The organism is Inquilinus sp., assembly GCF_039594555.1.
Classification (GTDB): Bacteria; Pseudomonadota; Alphaproteobacteria; order DSM-16000; family Inquilinaceae; genus Inquilinus.
Genome location: NZ_JBCNNF010000093.1, coordinates 1 through 19,204, shown reverse-complemented (window position 1 = coordinate 19,204; position 19,204 = coordinate 1). Strand labels below are relative to the sequence as shown.

16 protein-coding genes are annotated in these 19,204 nt (G+C 69.7%); 5 read left to right on the top strand and 11 right to left on the bottom strand.

Annotation, left to right across the window (positions count from 1 at the left end; genetic code table 11):
• The 4 genes from ABDW35_RS12540 to ABDW35_RS12525 form a co-directional block, all read right to left on the bottom strand.
• Nucleotides 1–1,514: hypothetical protein (locus ABDW35_RS12540; RefSeq protein WP_343714205.1), on the bottom strand; the 1,514-nt coding region annotated here is incomplete at its 3' end.
• A 14-nt stretch (nucleotides 1,515–1,528) separates the two neighbouring features.
• A complete protein-coding gene (locus ABDW35_RS12535; protein ID WP_343714204.1) occupies nucleotides 1,529–2,725 on the bottom strand; it encodes a low temperature requirement protein A in 1,197 nt (398 codons plus the stop codon).
• A gap of 34 nt (nucleotides 2,726–2,759) precedes the next feature.
• A complete protein-coding gene (locus ABDW35_RS12530; RefSeq protein WP_343714203.1) occupies nucleotides 2,760–3,338 on the bottom strand; it encodes a hypothetical protein in 579 nt (192 codons plus the stop codon).
• Between the two features lie 12 nt (nucleotides 3,339–3,350).
• A complete protein-coding gene (locus ABDW35_RS12525; protein ID WP_343714202.1) occupies nucleotides 3,351–4,106 on the bottom strand; it encodes an SDR family oxidoreductase in 756 nt (251 codons plus the stop codon).
• A 159-nt stretch (nucleotides 4,107–4,265) separates the two neighbouring features.
• Here ABDW35_RS12525 and ABDW35_RS12520 point away from each other — a divergent pair, with 159 nt between their 5' ends.
• Nucleotides 4,266–5,111 carry an AraC family transcriptional regulator gene (locus ABDW35_RS12520; RefSeq protein ID WP_343714201.1) on the top strand — a complete coding sequence of 282 codons (846 nt, stop codon included), beginning with the start codon at nucleotides 4,266–4,268 and terminating at the stop codon, nucleotides 5,109–5,111.
• 9 nt (nucleotides 5,112–5,120) lie between these two features.
• On the opposite strand, the gene ABDW35_RS12515 is transcribed toward ABDW35_RS12520, so the two are convergent.
• From ABDW35_RS12515 to ABDW35_RS12505, 3 genes are read right to left on the bottom strand one after another with little or no spacing between them, the layout of a single operon-like run.
• A complete protein-coding gene (locus ABDW35_RS12515) occupies nucleotides 5,121–5,720 on the bottom strand; it encodes a DUF4893 domain-containing protein (RefSeq protein WP_343714200.1) in 600 nt (199 codons plus the stop codon).
• Nucleotides 5,721–5,744: 24 nt separating this feature from the next.
• Nucleotides 5,745–7,208 (bottom strand): RimK family protein, encoded by a 1,464-nt coding sequence (locus ABDW35_RS12510; RefSeq protein WP_343714199.1) that lies wholly within the window; start codon nucleotides 7,206–7,208, stop codon nucleotides 5,745–5,747.
• Complete coding sequence (locus tag ABDW35_RS12505) at nucleotides 7,205–8,341, bottom strand: GNAT family N-acetyltransferase/peptidase C39 family protein (RefSeq protein ID WP_343714198.1); 1,137 nt, start codon at nucleotides 8,339–8,341, stop codon at nucleotides 7,205–7,207. The genes ABDW35_RS12510 and ABDW35_RS12505 overlap by 4 nt, the downstream gene beginning before the upstream one ends.
• A gap of 118 nt (nucleotides 8,342–8,459) precedes the next feature.
• Here ABDW35_RS12505 and ABDW35_RS12500 point away from each other — a divergent pair, with 118 nt between their 5' ends.
• From ABDW35_RS12500 to mdoH, 4 genes are all read left to right on the top strand, one after another.
• Nucleotides 8,460–10,118: a sulfatase-like hydrolase/transferase gene (locus tag ABDW35_RS12500; RefSeq protein ID WP_343714197.1), complete on the top strand. Its 1,659-nt coding sequence runs from the start codon at nucleotides 8,460–8,462 to the stop codon at nucleotides 10,116–10,118.
• A 336-nt stretch (nucleotides 10,119–10,454) separates the two neighbouring features.
• On the top strand, nucleotides 10,455–11,987 hold the full coding sequence (locus ABDW35_RS12495) for a glucan biosynthesis protein G (RefSeq protein ID WP_343714196.1): 1,533 nt from the start codon (nucleotides 10,455–10,457) through the stop codon (nucleotides 11,985–11,987).
• Between the two features lie 20 nt (nucleotides 11,988–12,007).
• On the top strand, nucleotides 12,008–12,496 hold the full coding sequence (locus ABDW35_RS12490) for a hypothetical protein (protein ID WP_343714195.1): 489 nt from the start codon (nucleotides 12,008–12,010) through the stop codon (nucleotides 12,494–12,496).
• A 22-nt stretch (nucleotides 12,497–12,518) separates the two neighbouring features.
• Nucleotides 12,519–14,600, top strand: coding sequence for a glucans biosynthesis glucosyltransferase MdoH (gene mdoH, locus ABDW35_RS12485; RefSeq protein WP_343714194.1), 2,082 nt, complete (start codon nucleotides 12,519–12,521; stop codon nucleotides 14,598–14,600).
• A gap of 97 nt (nucleotides 14,601–14,697) precedes the next feature.
• On the opposite strand, the gene ABDW35_RS12480 is transcribed toward mdoH, so the two are convergent.
• From ABDW35_RS12480 to ABDW35_RS12465, 4 genes are all read right to left on the bottom strand, one after another.
• Nucleotides 14,698–16,602 (bottom strand): DUF2264 domain-containing protein, encoded by a 1,905-nt coding sequence (locus tag ABDW35_RS12480; RefSeq protein ID WP_343714193.1) that lies wholly within the window; start codon nucleotides 16,600–16,602, stop codon nucleotides 14,698–14,700.
• The gene (locus tag ABDW35_RS12475; protein ID WP_343714192.1) at nucleotides 16,599–17,246 is read right to left on the bottom strand and encodes a ThuA domain-containing protein; all 648 of its coding nucleotides are present in this window, start codon (nucleotides 17,244–17,246) and stop codon (nucleotides 16,599–16,601) included. Before ABDW35_RS12475 ends, ABDW35_RS12480 begins: the two co-directional genes overlap by 4 nt.
• A 27-nt stretch (nucleotides 17,247–17,273) precedes the next feature.
• Nucleotides 17,274–18,569 (bottom strand): ABC transporter substrate-binding protein, encoded by a 1,296-nt coding sequence (locus ABDW35_RS12470; protein WP_343714191.1) that lies wholly within the window; start codon nucleotides 18,567–18,569, stop codon nucleotides 17,274–17,276.
• A 16-nt stretch (nucleotides 18,570–18,585) separates the two neighbouring features.
• Nucleotides 18,586–19,204 (bottom strand): ABC transporter substrate-binding protein (locus ABDW35_RS12465; RefSeq protein ID WP_343714190.1); only part of this gene is annotated, 619 nt, incomplete at its 5' end.

Sequence of the window (19,204 nt, the reverse complement as noted above, 5' to 3'; positions counted from 1 at the left end):
ACGCCGGCGCCGGCGACCAGCGGCCCGATCTCCACCCCCAGCGCCGCCAGGGCGATCAGCCCGGCCATCACCGCCAGCACCACGAACAGCACGTTCTTCAGGATCGGCAGCAGGGTGCGCAGCCGGGCGTGGCGCCGGGCGTCGTCGCCGGTGCCGAAGCCGGCTGAATTGGCGGCGACGATGCGCTGATCCAGCCAGGCGCGCAGCAGGTGCCAGGCGAAATCCGCCACCAGGAACACGATCGCGGCGTTGATGGCGCCGCGCAGCAGCTTCGTCGTCAGCGTGTCGCGCGTGGTCAGGGCGCCGAGGTCGAGCCCGAGCACCCCGGCGATCAGCAGCGCCGCGCCGATCACCAGCAGGGCGCGCAGGCCGCGCTCCAGCGACACGCCGAGCACCGACGGGATCTCCTCCGCCGTCGCGGCCCCGGCCGGGCGCAGCACATGCTTGACCGCGAGATGGGTGCCGCGGATGGCGATCGGCAGCAGCAGCAGGATGACGCCGACATAGAAGGGCGCCACCGAGCCGGTGAACAGCGCCAGCCACACCCCGACGATGTAGAGGGTCAGCAGCCAGGTGCCGATCCGGTGGTCATGGCCGACCCGGTCGCGGCCATCGAAGGTCGGGGCGCGCCACAGCGCCGTCAGCGTCAGGGCCAGCAGCACCACGCCGCAGGCCAGGCCGACCAGGTACCAGGATTCCAGCCGCAGCCCCAGCGCCGCCAGCACGTCGAGGGTGAACTGCACGAAGAAGAACCAGCCGACCAGGATCGCCGACCAGACGAACCAGAAATGCGCGGTCGGCGTCGCCATCGGCACCAGCCGGAACCGCTCGGCCCCCGGCGCCAGGATGATGCGGCCCAGCACCACCGTCACCCGTACGATCAGCACCAGCAGCAGGTAGGCCAGCACGATCTCCTGCAGCAGGGGCGGCCAGTCGAACAGCAGGAAGGCGCCGATGCTGCCCAGGGCGAAGACGAAGATCAGGCCGAGGCCGTAGACCGAGCGCAGCCACACCGCCTGCAGCCGGCCGTGCAGCGTGTCGAGCTGGGTGCCGATCAGCCGGCGGCGGAAGCGGGCCGACAGGTACCAGTAGAGCTTCTCGGCGCCGAAGCCGAGGCCGATGAAGACCGCGAGCGACAGGACGGTCCAGAGCAGCCCCTGCTCCATCAGCTGCCCCGTCAGCGTCCGCCAGGCGGCGGCCAGCTCGGCCGGCAGGGTCGGGGCGGCGGCGACCAGCGAGCGCAGGAAGCTGCGCGTCGCGTCGATGCCGCCGGCCATGCTCTGCTGCATCCCCGCCCCCATCGCCGGGGTGGCGGCCGGCCCGCTCTCCGCCGGGGCCGTGGCCGTGGCGGCGACCTGGCTCTGCAGCCAGCCGCGCACCTCCGGGTCCTGCAGCAGCTCGGCCAGGCTGCGCAGCTTCTCCGGGTTCGGAGGCGGCGGCGCCTGCTGGGCCGGCGCAGCGCCGGACGCGCCCAGCCCGAGCAGGAGGACGAACAGGACCAGAAGGCGGTGCATGGTGGGACGGACCCTCAGCCGATCTCGGGCGATGATAGGCTCTGTCCCCCGTGAAGCGACAGCCGTTCCCACACCGCGACGACGATCAGCACCACCGTTACGGCGGCGGAGAGCAGCAGCGGCGGCAGCCCGTCGGTCACCGGCACCAGCACGGCCAGCAGCACCAGGCCGACCAGATGCGACAGCGGGATGCGGCCGGCGGTCGACCATTTGAACAGGGCGTTGCCCAGCAGGTACAGCACCGGTCCGCCCAGCAGCACGGCGATGGTCTTGCCGTCGATATGGCCTGTGGGATGCGCCAGCACCAGTTCGTCTCCCACCGCGCCGACGATGATGCCGGCGACGATCAGCAGGTGGATATAGGTGTAGGCGATGCGCGCCAGCCGGCCCGGGTCGTCGGCATGGGCGATGCGGTGGCTGCCGCGTTCGGCGCCGATGTCGAAATAGATCCACCACATCGCCACGCTGCCGATGAAGGAGACGGCGAAGGCGGCAACGGTGGCCGCGTCCAGCGGCAGCTCGGCGAAGGTGGCGCCGGTGACCAGGATGGATTCGCCCAGCGCGATGATGACGAACAGGCCGCAGCGCTCGGCCAGGTGTCCGCCCTCGACATCCCAGTCGGCGGTGGTGGAGCGGCCGAGGCCGGGGGTCCAGAAGCCGAGAGAGGGCGACACGACCTCGATCGCCAGGGCGACGGCCCACAGCGCCAGCCGCGCACCCGCCTCGACGAACGCGCCGGCGATCCAGAACACGGCGGACAGCAGCAGCCAGGCGCTGATGCGCAGGAAGTTGCGGTAGTTGCCCGGGCTGTGGCGGCGCAGCGCCGCCGCGGTGAACAGGCTGCGGCCGACCTGCATGAAGACATAGGCGCCGGCGAAGCCGAGCGCCTTCTCGGCAAAGGCCTCGGGCAGCGAGGTCGACAGCACCAGCCCGGCCAGCATCAGCACCAGCAACAGCAGGCGCACCGGCGTGCGCTCGGGGTCCAGCCAGTTGGTGACCCAGGAGGTGTAGATCCACACCCACCACACCGCCAGGAACAGCAGCGCGGTGTGCACCGCGCCGAGCGGGGTGAGGTCGTGCAGCAGCCCGTGCGAGAGCTGGGTGATGGCAAAGACGAAGACCAGGTCGAAGAACAGCTCGACGAAGGTGACCTTGCCGTGCTCATGCGCCTTACGTGGGCGCAGCAGCCCGCGGGCCGCCTGGGTGGTCATGTGCGGAATCCCCCGAATCCGATGGTTCGCAATCCTATGCCGGCCCCTGCATCCGCGCGAGATGCCGCGCGGCTGCGGCCTCCAGCACCGGGCTCAGCGCCTCGGCCAGCGCCTCGATCTTGGCGATGTCCCCCGCGCCGAAGCCGCCGCAGCGGTCGGTGACGGCGACGAGCGACGCCATCCGCCCGTCGGCGAAGGGCATCGGCAGGGCCAGATAGTCGGTGGCGCCCTGCGCCGCCAGCCGGTGCAGCAGCGGGTGCGCCGCGTCCGGCACCGCCGGCTCCAGCCGCAACCGGAAGGCGGTGCCGGTGCGGTCGAGATGCTCCAGCGGGCTGCCGAGATAGGCCGGCGATCGCGCCAAGCCCGCACGGGCGACACGGTCGCGGTCGAGCGGCCGGCCGCGGATCCACACCGCGGCCCAGCCGTCCAGCCGCGGCCCGTCGGCCCGCAGCGACAGGCGCAGCCGGACCAGCGGCGCGCCTGCCTCCACCAGCCGCAGCGCCAGGGCCCGGGTCAGCGCGTTCGGGTCGGCCAGGAACCGGCCCTCGCGGAACAGCCAGGACAGGATGGGCGCCAGCGCCCAGCCCTCCCCGGCCTCCGCGAGGGCGCCCATCCCTGCCCGCCCCTAGCGGGTGGTGTAGCCGCCATTGGCGAAAAGGGTCTGGCCGGTGATCCAGCCGCCCTCGGTCGCCAGGAAGCGCACGATCGGCACGATCTCCTGGATCTTCGTCAGCCCGCCCAGCGCCGAGGCGGAGGTGTGATAGGCCACGGACTCCGGGGTTTCCGCCGGGTAGAAGAACGGCGTGTCCATCGGTCCCGGGCCGATATTGTTGACCGAGATGCCGCGGGCTCCGAACTCCTTGGCCGCGGCGCGGGTGAAATGCTCCACCGGTGCCTTGGCCCCGGCATAGGTCGAGTAGAGGCCGGTGAAGGCGGCCAGCAGCGAGGTGACGATGGTGATGATCCGGCCGCCATCCTCCAGCGTCTTGCCGGCCTCGCGGATGAAGAAATAGGCGGCCTTGGAGTTGACCGCGAACATCTCGTCGTACTCGGCCTCGGTGGTCTCGACGAAGGGTTTCTTCAGCACCTTGCCGGCGGTGTTGACCGCGATGTCGACCCGGCCGAAGCGAGACTTCGCCTCGGCAAACAGGCGCTCGACCTCGGCCACCCGGGTCAGGTCGCCCTGCAGGGCGAAGGCGTCGCCGCCCGCCGCCTTGACCGCGGCCACCGTCTCCTCCGCCGCGGCCCTCGTGCGGTCGCTGTTGAAGTTGATCGCGATCCGCGCGCCGGCTCCGGCCAGGTCGCGGCTGATCAGGCCGCCGAGGTTCTTGGCGCCGCCGCCGATCACGACGACCTTGTCCTTGAGGGGCTGGGTGGTCATGGCATGCTCCTCCGATACGGGCCGGGACGTCGGCCGATGGAGGAAGCGTGCCAGCCGGCGAGCGGCGACGCTTCCACGATACCCGGCGCACTTGCGGATTCTCCGGCCGCATCTAGAATTGATAAAATTTTATCTTCCTCTCTTCGGCAGGCAGGTGCGATGGCAGCCCCCTCCATTCCGACCGAGGTCCAGGGGCGCTGGGGCGCGGTCGAGCTGGTGGTCACGCGTGAGGACATCCGCGCTGCGACGGCCTGGCAGATGCGCGAGCCCCGGCATGCGGTGATCGTGCATCTCGGCGGCCTGATGAGACGGCTGGAGACCGAGCTGGACGGCGTCGCCGCCCGCCCCGGCCCGCCTTCGGCCGGGGACATCTGGGTGGTGCCGGCGGGCCGGCGCTATGCCAGCCAGGCCAGCGGTGGCCGCATCCGCTACGGCGTGCTGTATGTCGAGCCGGAGGCGCTGGCGCAGCTGGCCGGGGATGGCGGGATCGCGCCCCGCTTCGCCCATCGCGACGAGTTCCTGTACCGCTCGGTCGAGCGGCTGGCCGGGCTGATCGGCCAGGACGACGATCTCTCGGGCCTGCTGGGCGGCAGCGTGGGCCAGGCCCTGGCGTTGCATCTGGCGCAACGCTACCGCACCGGCGCCGCCGCGGCGGGCCCGCGCGGGCCGCGGCTCAGCGAGCGGGCCCAGGCACGGCTGCAGGAGCGCATCCACAGCCATCTCGGCGACCGGATCACGCTGGACGACCTGGCCGAGATCGCCGGGATGAGCCCGCACAACCTGCTGGTCGCCTTCCGCGCGGCCTTCGGCACCACCCCGGCACAATACGTCATCGCCCAGCGGCTGCGCCGGGCGCGGTGGCTGCTGGCCAACACGGCGCAGGACATCACCGCGATCGCGCTGGAGACCGGCTTCGCCAGCCACAGCCACCTGACCACCGCCTTCAGGCGCCATGTCGGGCTGGCGCCGCGCGACTTCCGCCGGCGCTGGCGCGACGACGCTTGAGCGCGGGCCTTACCGACTGCGCTCGAGCTCCATGATGTCGAACTGGGATTCGAAGCGCGGCGACGGGAATTCCAGCCGCAGCCGGTCGGGCCCGACCCGGACCAGATAGGCGACCTGGTCGCGCTCGGCGTCCTTGCCATAGGGCTTCGGCTTGCCCTCATAGCCGTAATAAGACGTGCCGACATAGGTCAGCCGGTCGGGGTTGGCGTCGTCGTAGAAGGTGCCGGCGGTACGCTGCGAGCCGGAGACCTTGTCCAGCCGCAGCCCGGCCGCGTCGTCGGTGATGCGGCAGCGGAACCAGTCATAGATCACCAGCGGCAGGGTCTCGCTGCCGCCCAGCTTCGCCACCCGGCAGCGCCAATTCCCGGCCAGGTCGGTGGCGCCACGGATCGCCTGCGGCTTGCCGGACAGGATCTGGTCCAGCGTCGCCACCGCCGCTTTGTCCTTGCTCTCACGGGCGGCGCCGATCGCCTCGCCGCGCACCGAATCGAAGCTCTCGAGCCGCTGCTTGTCGTCGGCCGAGAGCTTGCCCGGAAGATCGCCGTCGGCCAAGGCGGGCGCCGCCGCGGCCAGGGCCAGGACCATCGCCAATGTTGCGCGCAGCGCCATTCTGTTCCCCCTCGGCGCGCCGGGTCAGCCGGCGTCGATGCGGTCGATGAACCAGCGGCAGACCCGCCGCCAGAGGTCGTCCTTGGCGACCAGATCCTCGCAGCCATGGTCGAGATTGGGGTTGTCGTTGATCTCGATCACGAACACCCCTTTCTCGGTCTGCTTCAGGTCGACGCCGTAGAGCCCGTCGCCGATCAGCCTGGCCGCGCGCACGGCGACATCCAGCACCTCGGCCGGCACCTCGTCCAGCGCGAAGGTCTTGAAGTTGCCCCAGCCGACCTTGCCGTCGGCCGAGTGGCGGACGATCTGCCAGTGCTTCTTCGCCATCATGTACTGGCAGACGAACAGCGGCTCGCCGTCCAGCACGCCGACACGCCAGTCATGCTCGGTCGGCATGAACTCCTGCGCCAGGATGACGTCGGAATCGTCCAGCAGCTGCTCGGCCATCTGCTCCAGCTCGCGCCGGTCATTGGCCTTGAACACGCCGCGGCTGAAGGACCCGTCCGGGATCTTCAGCACGATCGGGTAGGCGAACTCCTCCTCCAGCCGCTCGATGTTCTTCAGGCTGTCGACCACCACGGTCTTCGGCGTCGGGATCTTGTTCGCGGACAAGAGCTCGTAGAGATAAACCTTGTTGGTGCAGCGCAGGATCGAGGTGCTGTCGTCGATCACCGGCATGCCCTCCTGCTCCGCCCTTCGGGCGAAGCGGAAGGTGTGGTTATCGATCGCCGTGGTCTCGCGGATGAACAGCGCGTCGTATTCGGCCAGGCGCAGCAGGTCCTTCTTCTCGATCAGCTCCACCTCCATGTCCATGGTCTCGGCCACGCGGGCGAGCTTCAGGAGCGAGCGGTGGGTCGACGGCGCGAACTCCTCCTTCGGGTTGAACAGCACGGCCAGCGTGTACTTGGCCGGCTTGTTCTCCTTCGGGTTCCGCCAACCCTGGCGGGTGTAGAGGTCGAGCGTGTCGTAGAAGAAGGTCTCGGTCTCGCCCTCGATGTCGGCGATCGAGAGCTCGCCGATCGAGGCGATGCGGAAGCGGTCGGTGAAGCGGACCTTGACCTCGAGGATCGGGGCCCGGAACCAGTCGAACACGCGGCGGCCGAAATCCTGGAACCGGTCGTCATCGGCCCGGCCGAAGCAGATGATCACCTTGAACGGCCCGCCCGGCGGCACCGACAGCCGCTTGATCCGGCGATTGAGGTCGTCCTCCAGGTCCGGCAGGGCGATCTTGTAGAGCGTCTTCTGGCCGAGATCGAGAATGGTCTCGACCATCGGGATGACCCGGTGGGCACGGGCCTCGGCCAGCAGCGAGACGTAGTAGCCCCGCGTCATGTAGGCGGTGGACCGGGTCAGGTTGATGACCTTCGCGTCCCCCGTCTTCAGCATCTGCGGCCGGGCGATGTAGTCCCGGGCGGTGACGAGCTGGCGGCCGTCGGGGTCGCCCTTGAAGTCGCCGATACGGTCGACGACGATGATCCAACCGCTCATTGGGCCTTCCTGCTGAGCACGACCGCGGCCCTGAGCTGGGTGCGGCCGTAGCGGGCCATGCGCTCGAACTCCCGGCGCGGGATCGGGAGGTTGGCCTTGGCCGAGGCGCTCTCCATCTCCGTCACCGCGACCCAGGGGTCGTGCACATAGATGAAACGCTCGTCGAAGCCGTTTGCGACCACCCAGTGCGGATTTTTTTCGCCATAACCCCGGAACAAGCTGATCAGCACGATCGGGATCGCGCCTTCGGCGATCAGGCCGCACATTTCGGGCAAACCGAGGGCACGGTGCACCACCTCGATCCGGCGGCGGGCGCAGCGGGCGCGGAAATCCTCCTGCACCACCGTCATCACCGCCTTCTTGTCCGGGCTGCGGACGCCGTCGAGGAACAGCAGCGAATCATCGCTGACGAAGATCCGCGCCCGCAGCCCGCGGTCATGCGCCGCCAGCGCCATGCCGTAAGGGTCGCAGCCGCCATGCCCGGAGGTCATGTAGATCGTCGTCGCCTCGCGCCACAGCCGCAGCTCGCGCGCGCGGCTCAGCTCCGTGTCCGGGTCCAGCGCCTTCAGCGCCATCAGCAGCGTCGCCGCGCCGCAGGTGAAGTTGGTGGTCTGGGCGTAATAGGGCACATGCAGGTCGGTCTGCGGCAGGTCTTCGGTCCCCAGCCGCTTCTCGAAGCGCAGCGCGTCGGCATGGTCCTCGTAGAAGTCGAGGTAGCGCCCGAAATGCCGGTAGCCGCGCGACTCGTAGAGTGCGATCGCCCTGGCGTTGTCCGGCCGCACCTCCAGCCGCAGGAACAACGCGCCCTCGTCATGCGCCGCCCGCTCCGCCGCCTCCAGCAGCCGGGCGCCGAGGCCGCGGCCACGGATCTCGGGGTCGACCGCGAGGGAGTAGAGCCGCGCCAGCGCCGTCGTCCGGCGCAACAGCACCAGGGCATAGCCGAGCAGCCGGCCTTCGGACTCCGCCGCCAGGCAGACGGCGTGGCCCCTGGTCAGCAGGTGCAGGAAGCTGCGTCGGCTGATGCGGTCATGGTCGAAGGCGCGGGATTCAATCTCCAGCAACCGCGGCACGTCGTCGGGCGTGGCGATGCGGATGGTCTCGGCGGTCGGGGCGGCGGAGCGGTGATCGGGCATCGCGCGGTCGAATCTCGGATCGGTTATCGCGCCGATACCGGTCCCGCACCAGGGGCTATTCCGAGATGACGGCGAATTCATCCATGCGCCTCGGAAAGCTGTGCCATTTTTCGCCGCCATGACCACCAGCGACGCCGCCCTGACCCGCCCCCGCAGCCGACTCGCGCCACTCTTTCGCGGGCTGAGCCTGGTCCTGGCGCTGCTCTGGCTGGTGCTGCTGCTCGGCGTGCCCTCGGCGCCCGATGGCTGGCAGGTCTACGGCCTGGCCTCGGTGCCGGTCGAGCTGGCGGTGCTGGTCGCCGCGCTGGCCCTGGCGCCGCCGCTGCGGCAGTCGCGTGCCCTCGCCGTCACCCTCGGCGGCCTCGGCCTGCTGGTCGCGATCATCAAGCTCGCCGACTTGGCCACCCAGATCTCCTTCGGCCGGCCGGTCAGCCTCTATGTCGACCGGCTGCTGCTGGTCAACGGCATGCATCTGGCGACCGGGGTGCTGGGCGCGCTCGGCCTGATGGGCATCACCCTGGGGGTGCTGGTCGCTGCCTGGTGCGTGTGGTGGGCCACAGCCCGCTCGGTGCGGCGGCTGCAGCAGGCCCTCTCCGCCTCGGCCGGCCGGCGCGGCGTCGCCGGCGGGCTGGCCGCCCTGATCCTCGCGATCTTCGCCATCGGCCAGGCGATGCCGGACGCCTATGGCGCGGCTCGTCCGGTGAACGACACCGCCAGCTTCATGGTGATGGACCAGATCCATCGCCTGATCCCGGCCCTGGCCATGGAGGGCACCTTCCGCGCCGAGGAGGCGGTGGACCCGCTGGTCGGCGGGGTGTCGCGGACGCCCCTGGCCGGGCTGGGCGGCGCCGACGTCACCGTCGTGTTCCTGGAATCCTACGGCCGCAGCGCGCTGGAGGATCCGCGCTTCGACGCCCTGCCCAAGGCCGCGCTGGCTGAGATGGGGCCGAAGCTGGCCGCTGCCGGAGTCTACACCGCCTCCGGCTGGTTGGCCTCTCCCACCCGCGGCGGCCAGTCCTGGCTGGCGCATGCGACGCTGGCCAGCGGCATGCAGATCGACGATCAGATGCGCTACGACCTGCTCGTCACGGGCAAACGCATGACCCTGTCCCGGCTGTTCGCCAAGGCCGGCTACCACACCGGGCTGATCGCCCCGGCGGTGACCGGCGGCGAGCCCGAGGCCAAGCGCTTCTACGGCTTCGACCAGACGCTGTTCGCCGACGGCCTCGGCTATGCCGGCCCACCCTTCGGCTGGGTGACGATGCCGGACCAGTACACCCTGGCCGCCTATGACCGCTGGCAGCGGCAGCAGCCGAAGCCGCTGTTCAGCGAGGTGGTGCTGGTGTCCAGCCACGCGCCCTGGACCCCGGTGCCGACGATGGTCGACGACTGGGGCCGGATCGGCGACGGCAGCCTGTACCGCACCCTGCCGGCCACCGGCGGCACGCCGGAGCAGGTGTGGAGCGACCCGGACATGATCCGGTCCCAGTATGGCCAGTCCATGGCCTATTCGCTGCGCGCGGTGCTGGACTATGCCGCCCGGGTCATGGGCGACCACACGCTGATGATCGTGCTGGGCGACCACCAGCCGGCGCCGATCGTGACCGGGCCGGGCACGCCGCGCGACGTGCCGGTGCATGTCTTCAGCCGCGATGCCGATCTGGTCGCCCGGTTCCGCGAATGGGGCTTCGTCGACGGGCTGAATCCGCCGGAAACCGGGGCAGTGGCGCCGATGGCGAGCTTCCGGGATGCGTTCGCGCGGTCCTTCTCCCCGTAAAAGCGAACCTATTGCGCGTGTCAATCTGTGAAAATGCAGATCAGCACCTGCCGCTGCGCCTGGGTTCGCCAGCTTCTGCGCGGGCTTGCGAGCCATTAGGTTAGCATCGGAACAAATTCACGAAGGTTGCGTTGATCGGTCGGCTTCGGCGTGCGGCGGCGAACCGCCATGGGCCGGAGCCAGGTTGTGGGGGCTTGGGCCATGCGGGGAGCAATCAGCGCCGCGCAGGATGGTCTTTGTCCACGAACCGCCACAATCACGGTCGATCGTGCCGGCATGTTGCAGTGCAAAAAGTGCGGTGGTGGTGACGTGGAGCTGAGCAGACGCCAGATCTTGATGGGAACGACCGCGCTAGCGGCGTCATCCCTGTTCGGCGCCATGCGGCCGGCCGTCGCCGCCCCCAGCCTGGGCGAGACCACGCCGTTCAGCATGACCTGGCTGGTCGACCGGGCCAAGACCGTGTCGCAGGCCCCCTTCGTGCCGCCGGACGAGAACCTGCCGGCCGAGATCACGCAGCTGACCTACGACCAGCTGCGGGCGATCCGCTTCCTGCCGGAGCAGGCGCTATGGAAGCCGGAGAACCTGCCGTTCCAGATGCAGTTCTTCCATCTCGGCGCCTATTACGACAAGCCGGTCCACATCTTCCAGGTCGACGGCTACCAGGCGCGCGAGGTGCTGTACCGCCAGGACCTGTTCGACCTGGGCGGCACCAAGTTCCCGGACAACCCGTCGGACCATCTCGGCTTCGCCGGCTTCCGGCTGCACTACGCCATCAACCGGCCGGAATTCCTGGACGAGATCGCGGTCTTCCTCGGCGCCAGCTATTTCCGCTGCCTCGGCCGCAAGAACATCTACGGCCTGTCCGCCCGCGGGCTGGCGATCGACACCGGCTCGACCCGCGGCGAGGAATTCCCGTATTTCCGCCAGTTCTGGGTCGAGACGCCGGCGCCGGACGCCAAGCAGATCCGGATGTACGCCCTGCTCGACAGCCCCGGCATCACCGGCGCCTACAGCTTCCTGATCAAGCCGGGCGAGATCACCACGGTCGACATCGAAGCGACGCTGTACCCGCGCCACCCGATCGAGAAGCTGGGCATCGCGCCGCTGACCAGCATGTTCCTGTTCGGGCCGCAGGACCACCGGACCTTCGACGATTTCCGGCCCGAGGTGCATGACAGCGACGGCCTGTCGATGTGGAGCGGCGCCGGCGAATGGCTGTGGCGGCCGCTGCGCAACCCGTCGCGCCTGCTGATCAGTTCCTTCATGGATGAGAACCCGCGCGGCTTCGGCCTGATGCAGCGCCAGCGCTCCTACGCCAGCTACCAGGACCTGGAGGCGATGTATGAGCGCCGGCCCAGCCTGTGGGTCGAGCCGCTGAGCGGCTGGGGCCCCGGCGTGGTGCAGCTGGTCGAGATCCCGACCGACCGCGAGATCCACGACAACATCGTCGCCTTCTGGGTGCCGAAGACGCCGGTCGATGCCGGCCAGGAATGGAAGCTGTCCTACCGGCTGCACTGGGGCATGAACCCGCCGGTGCTCAGCGACCGGGGGATCGTGGTGTCGACCCGCACCGGCGCCGGCGGCGTGTCCGGCAGCGACAGCAAGGCCAGCGATACCCGCAAGTTCGTCATCGACTTCCGTGGCGGCGCGCTTGACTCTTTGCCGCAGGACGCGTCATTGGAAGCCGTGGTCACGGCTTCTGCCGGGGAGATCCAATTCCCCGTCGCACAGCGGAATCCGGAACTCGGTGGCTGGCGGGCGTTCTTCGATCTGAAACCTGCCGGCGACGACCCCGCCGAGCTTCGGTGCTTCTTACGGCAAGGCAGCGATGCCTTGACCGAAACATGGAGTTTCCAATGGACGCCTTGACGACGCATCGGAATCATCCCATGTCCCAGGTCGGGTTGCAGACCCCGGTCAACATCAACATGCCTGACAACGTCATCGCCTTCTTCCAGGGCCTGGGATTCACTGAGCCGGCCGCGCTCTCGGGCGCGATCGAAACGGCGTTTTGCGACGTCGATCCGGCCGCGATGCCGGCCCAGGCGCTGCTGGATCACGCCCGCCGCCGCACCGCGGACTGGTTCGCCGTGGTGCTGAACCGCAGCGAGCGCGACGACGACGCCGTCCTGACCATCGGCCGCGCCGCCTATCTGCTGACCGACGCCGCCCGCCGCTGGCCCGAGCACTTCCTGTCCGAGGACCCGCTGCCCCAGGCGATGGAGCAGGCGCTGCGCCGCGTGTCGCCGGTGCCGGTGCCGCGCGCCAAGCCGACGCCGATGCTGGACCAGCCGCTGGATCCGGTCTGGGCCGGCGAGCCCTTGAAGCGCATCTTCGGATGGTGGTCGCCGGAGGCAGCCGAGCGGCGCCCGGCCTGACGGAAAGGCGATTTCCTAGCCGATGACCGGACTCGAAGCGGCGTCCTACGCCTCCGCGGCTCGCTGGCGCCGCCTCGCCGTGTTCGGCGCCACCGCGCTGTCCACGATTGCCGCCGCCTTCGCCCTTTACCGGTTCCTGTCGGTCGGCGGCGTCACCGGGCTCGAGCTGGCCCTGGTGGTGATGTTTGCCATCAACTTCTCGTGGATCGCGCTGTCCTTCTGGACCGCCCTGCCCGGCTTCCTGACCCTGTTGCTGCGCTGGGGCCAGCCCGGCTTGGTCTGGCCGCAGGGGGCCGAGGCGGTGGCGCCGCTGAAGAGCCGCACGGCGGTGCTGATGCCGGTCTACAACGAGGATACGACCGGCATCTACGCCAACCTTCAGGCAATCCATGACAGCCTGGCCCGGACCGGCCATCTCGGCGCCTTCGACATCTTCATCCTGAGCGACAGCACCAACCCGGACGTCTGGGTGGCGGAGGAGATCGGCTGGAGCGCGCTGTGCCGCCGCACCGAGGGCAGCGGCCGCATCTTCTACCGCAAGCGCCGGCACAACGTGGCCAAGAAGGCCGGCAACATCGCCGATTTCTGCACCCGCTGGGGCGCCCGCTACGACTTCATGGTGGTGCTGGACGCCGACAGCCTGATGGCCGGCGACACGCTGGTGACCATGGCCCGGCTGATGCAGTCCAACCCGCGCGCCGGCATCATCCAGGCGCCGCCGCTGGTGGTGAACCGCAACACGCTGTGGGCCCGGATGCAGCAATTCGCCGGCGCCCTGTACGGCCCGATCGTCGGCGCCGGCTTGGCCTTCTGGCAGCTCGGCGACGGCAATTACTGGGGCCACAACGCGATCATCCGCACCCGCGCCTTCATCGAAAGCTGCGGCCTGCCGATCCTGTCCGGGCGGCCGCCCTTCGGCGGCCATATCCTGTCGCACGACTTCGTCGAGGCGGCGCTGATCCGGCGCAACGGCTGGACCGCCTGGCTGGTGCCGGAGCTCGGCGGCAGCTACGAGGAATGCCCGCCGACGATGATCGACCACGCCAAGCGCGACCGGCGCTGGTGCCAGGGCAACATGCAGCATCTGCGCGTCCTGGTGGCGCGCGGCCTGCACCCCCTCTCCCGCCAGCATATGGCGATGGGAGTGATGAGCTATGTCTCCTCGCCGCTGTGGCTGATCTTCATCTGCATCGGCATGTTGACGGCGCTTGAGCACAAGCTAGAGATCCCGGTCTATTTCCCGACGGGCGAGGCGCTGTTCCCGGTCTGGCCGGTGCAGGACCAGACCCTGGCGGTGCGCCTGCTGGTGATCTCCTTCCTGATGCTGCTGGCGCCGAAGATCTTCGGCTGGATCCTGCTGCTGTTCGACCGCCGCCTGGCCGCCGGCTATGGCGGCGCCTTCCGGGCGCTGCTGAGCCTGCTGTTCGAGACCTTCTTCTCGATCTTCCAGGCACCGGTGATGATGCTGTTCCACTCCAGCTTCGTGCTGCAGGCCTTCCTCGGCCGCGACAGCGGCTGGGGCACCCAGTCGCGCGACGACAGCGGCACCACCTGGGCCGACGCGGTGCAGATGCATCGCGGCCACACCATCTTCGGCGCCGTGCTGGGCGTGGTGGCGCTGTGGATCTCGCCGTCGATGCTGGCTTGGCTGTCGCCGCTGGTGATCGGCCTCCTGCTGTCGATCCCGCTGTCGGTGATCACCTCGCGCCACTCCACCGGCGTCTGGGCCCGCAAACTGGGCCTGCTGGTGACGCCGGAGGAGCGGCAGAAGCCGCAGATCGTGATCGAGGCGACGGCCTTGGGGGAGCAGCTCTCCGCCATCACCCGGCCGATCGAGGACGGGCTGGCCACGGTGATCCGCGACCCGCTGGCCAACGCCATCCACATGACGCTGCTGACCGGATCGCCCGAGGCTGGGCGCGAGGACCCGAAGGTGGTCGAGGCGGCACGGCGCAAGCTGACCGCCGGTGGCCCGGGCACGCTCAACACCGGCGCCCTCAGCCGCGACGAGAAGCTGGCGCTGCTGTTCGACCCGCGGTCCTTGAGCGAGCTGCACCTGACCGCCCTGGCCGGCGGCCGCCTGCAGGCCGCCCCGCGAGGCTGAGGCAGCAGCCCTCTTACTTCAGTTCTCCGCAAGATCATTTGCGTTGCCTCTCCCGCCGGACGCGGGAGAGGCAACCCAAACGCTCACGCGGCCAGGGTCACTCCCACTCCGCCACCGGACGGCTGCGCGTCTCCAGGCTGCGCGGCACCGACACCCATTCCAGGAAGGCGGTGTTCCAGCCGGCGGCCTCGGCAATCGCGCGCAAGTCGTCGACCGCTGGCAGCGACGCCGCCAGCGCGGAGGCGTCGAGACCGAGCGACGGCCGCGCCAGGGTGACCAGCAGCGTCTCGCCGGCGCCGATACGGCCGACCAGGGCCGGCACCGAGGCCTGCGGGAACACCAGATGGGTGTTCGGCGCCACATCCGCCTCGACCACCCGGCGCAGCCCGCCGAGATCGGCCAGGCTGGAGGCGTGGCCGTCGGCGACCGCGATGGTCAGGCCCTGCGGTCCCGGCTCCCGCGTATCGAAGGCCTGCTTCAGCTTGCCCCGGGTGCGGCTGTGCGCCGGCACGGCATGGCCGGATTCGATCACCGTCAGCGGCGCGTCGGACGCGATGCGGTGCAGCCGCAGCTCCCAATCGCCGGCGAAGCCCTGCAGCGTCGTCACCTTGACCCCGGCCAGCGGCTGCCAGATTGTCTCGATCCAGCCCTCGCCGACCCGGGACGAGGTCAGCGCGCCACGGGCCCGGAATTCCTGCCCATCGCGGCTGACCGCCAGGATATTGTCGCCGCAGAAGCCGTGCCCCAGCCAGCGGTCGCCCTCCACCGCCAGGCCGAAGCGCGACGAGTAGGCCAGCTTGCCGTATTTGTCGACCGAACCGCGCATCTCCAGCCGCACCGGGCCGGCCGGCAGAGCCACGACGTCGCCGCCGCTGCGCCGTACCACCATCGAGGCGCCGCGCAGCGTGGCCGTGCCGTCAGCCGCATCGAGATCCTCCTCCCGCGCCGTCCAGAACGGGTGGCTGTCCGGCAGGGCCAGCGGCAGGAAGGCCTTGAACGCCCAGTAGGGCGAGCCGGGGGAGTTGTACTCCTCGCTCATCAGATAGTTCGGCCAGCGATAGCCGACCGGCAGCCGGCCGGCGGCGTCGAGGATCGGCTGCTGCATCCACCAGCGGATCTGCCGGGCCCACAGGCCGCGGATCTGGCCCCAGGGCAGCGCCTCGACCCCGGCATAGGCGAGCGCGCCCCAGAACCCGGCCATGGCGAAACGGTAGGTCAGCGACCGGCCGATCGCCAGCGCCGCGCCGTCGGCGCCGAACCAGTGGCGGAAGCCCTGGGCGAAGGCGGTGGCGCGGTCGCGATAGGCCTGCGTCCGGACCGGGTCCTGCTCCGCCCGGTGGGCGGCATAGATCAGGCCGTAGAAGTGCAGCGCGAAGCCGTTGTAGTGGTCGATCCAGCCGCCCTCGCCGTCGCCGTACCAGCCTTCGGCGCCGATGAACTGGTCGATCCGGTCCAGGTGCCGGTCGCGCGAGGCGGTGTCGATGCCGATTCCCACCCGCTCCAGCCCCAGCCCGGCCATCACGGGAAAGAAGTGCCAGTTGTTGTCGGCCATCTGCACCGACTGGATGCCGCCCAGCCATTCGGCCGTCCGGCGCTTCGCCGCGTCCGGCAGAGGTTCCCACAGCCTGTCCGGCGCCAGCGCCAGGGCGAAGCCCAGCGCCGCCATCTCGACCGAGCGCTGGTCGGTGTCGGTCACCGCCTCCCAGTACTCCGGGTGGTCGGGGTCGGTGCCGCTGGCCAGGCCGTCGCGGAACTTGTCCCAGAAGTCGAAGCCGCCGCCGCCGGCATGCAGCGGCGCCAGGCCCCAGAGCGGCCGGGCATAGCCTTCGAACCACTGCGCCTTGCGGTTGAAATGGGCGGAATCCAGCCCGAGGCGGATCTGCGCCCTGCCCTCGCTGAAGCCGGATTCGAGGGGCGCGGTCAGGTCGCGCAGCAGGCGCTGCACATCGGCCCGGCTGGCCAGCGGATTGGCGCGGATGCGGTCGGCGGTGGTATCGGTCATCGGGATGCCCAGAGCAGGCCGCGGCGCAGGATCTCGCGCATCTGCGGGTGTTCGAACTCGCGCACCACATGGCCCAGCGCGGTGTAGAACACCCGCCCGGCGCCGTAGCGCTTCTTGTACACGACCGGCATGGTGACGCCGTCGATCCAGGCAGCGTGCTCGCCGGAGAAGGTGGTGGTGGCCAGCACCTCCACGATCGGGTCGACATGCAGGTAGTACTGCTCCGACACGTAGTCGAAGTCCTCGATGCCTTCCATGATCGGGTCGCCCGGCCGGGTGACGTTGACCCGGAACGGGATGATGTTGCCGGGATGGGCCACCCACTGGCAGCCGGCCATGAAATGGAAGCCCACCGCCTCGCGGAACGACCCCGCCAGGCCGCCGTGATAGCCGGCGATGCCCGTGCCGCCCTGGACCGCGGCCAGCAGGTTGTCCAGCGGCTCCTTGGCGATGGCGGCTCGGGTGATGCAGGGCACGATCAGGTCCATCTCGCGCACCGCCGGGTCGGCGAAGGCGTTGATGTCGCCTTCGACCCGGACCTCGAAACCCTCGTCCCGCAGCATCGCGGCGACATAGGCGGCGCCCGGCTCGGGCTCATGCCCCTCCCAGCCGCCCCAGACGATCATGGCGCGTTTCATCGGCATCCTCTCAAGCTCCGGAACCGGCGGCCGTCACCGCCGGCGCATCAGGGTGTTGCCCTGCTCCACCAGTTGCTTCGCCGCGTCGTCGATCGACAGCTGGCCGAAGGCGAGCTGGTCGGTGGTGATGCCGAGATGGTCGCCGAACTCCTGCGACCCGATCGGCGGCGGTGCTTGGTAGGCCCCGACCTTGCCCGCCAGGGCGTTCACGTAGTCGACCGAGGCGCGCTCGGTCTCGTTCAGCGTCGGCAGGATCGCCTCCCGCACCTTGCGCGACGGCGGCACGCCGCGCTCGACGCCGAGGATCTTGCCCGCCTCGAGGTCGTTGACGAAGAAGTCGATGAAGGCGGCCGCCGCCTCGCCGTTCTTCGAGGTCGAGCCGACGCTCCAGATCAGCGCCGGCCGGTAGTAGTGGCCGGACGGGGCGCCGCCGCCCGCCTGCGGCACCATGGTGATGCCGAGCTTGTTCGGCATCATCGCCTGGTAGCCGACCAGCTGGTTCGAATAGGTGAAGCCCATCGCCGAGTAGCCGCGGCTGAGCGGGTTGGTCTCGATGATGCTCTGGTCCTGGGTCTGGATGTCGCCGCCGACGCAGCCACCCCGCGCCCGCAGATCCTCCCAATAGGCGTACCACTCCCTGGCGTCCTCGACGCCGAAGCCGAGCTGGCCGTCCTCGGAGTACAGGGTCTTGCCGCGCTGGCGCAGCCAGACGTCGAGCACATAGGAGTAGCGGGCGCCGTAGGACGAGCCCCAGAAATGATCCTTACCCAGGGCCTTGGTCAGCTCCACCGACAGGTCGGCATATTGCGCCCAGGTCGTCGCCGCCGTCGGGGGCGACAGGCCAGCCTTGGCGAAGACCGTGGTGTCGTAGAACAGCGAGAAGGAGTTCAGCCCGAGGGCGACGCCCCAGACCTTGCCGCCGATCCGGCACAGATCGACGGTTCCCGGGTCGAAATCGTCGACCTTGAGCGTCCTCGACAGGAACGGGTCGAGCGCCATGCAGGCGCCGCGGCCGGAATAGTCGGAGATGGTGCGCGGCTCGAGCTGGTAGACGTCGGAGATGTTCCGGCCGGCCATCTGCGTCGACAGCTTGGTCCAGTAGGCGCTGCCGCTGATCGCCTCGCCGACGATGCTGATCCCCGGCGCCTTCTGCTGGTACAGGTCGATCACCGCCTGGGTGCGCCTGGTGCGGTCCTGCGACCCCCACCAGGCCAGGCGCAGCCGCGTTCCCTCGGCCCGGGCGATCCCCGGACCGAGGGTCAGGGCCGCGGTCGCGGCCAGCGAGCCGCGCAGCAGCGATCGACGGTTCAGATGGATCTGATCGGTCACGCGCTCCCCCTTCCGGTTATTTCGGCCGCAGCGTCGCCGTCCCCTGCTCCACCAGCTGCTGCGCGGCATCGGCCACCGACAGCTGGCCGAAGGCCAGCTGGTCCGCCACCTTGCGCACCACGTCGCGGTCGAATTGCTGCGACCCGACCGGCGCCGGCGGCGGATAGGCGCTGACCTTGTCGGCCAGCAGGTTGACGTAGTCGACCGAGGCGCGCTCGGTCTCGTTCAGCGTCGGCAGGATCGCCTCCCGCACCTTCGGCGACATCGGCACGCCGCGCTCGACGCCCAGGATCTTGCCGGCCTCGACATCGTTGACGAAGAAATTGATGAAGGCCGCCGCCGCCTCGCCGTTCTTCGAGGTGGCGCCGATGCTCCAGATCAGCGCCGGCCGGTAGTAGTGGCCGGATGGGGCGCCTCCGCCGGCCTGGGGCACCATGGCGATGCCGAGCTTGTTCGGCATCATCGCCTGGTAGCCGACCAGCTGGTTGGAATAGGTGAAGCCCATCACCGAGTTGCCGCGGGTCAGCGGGTTGGTCTCAATGGTGTTCTGGTCCTGGGTCTGCAGGGCATCGCGCTGTTGCATCGCCGCGCCATAGGCGCTCAACGATTGCTCCGACTCCTTCAGTGCATTCAGC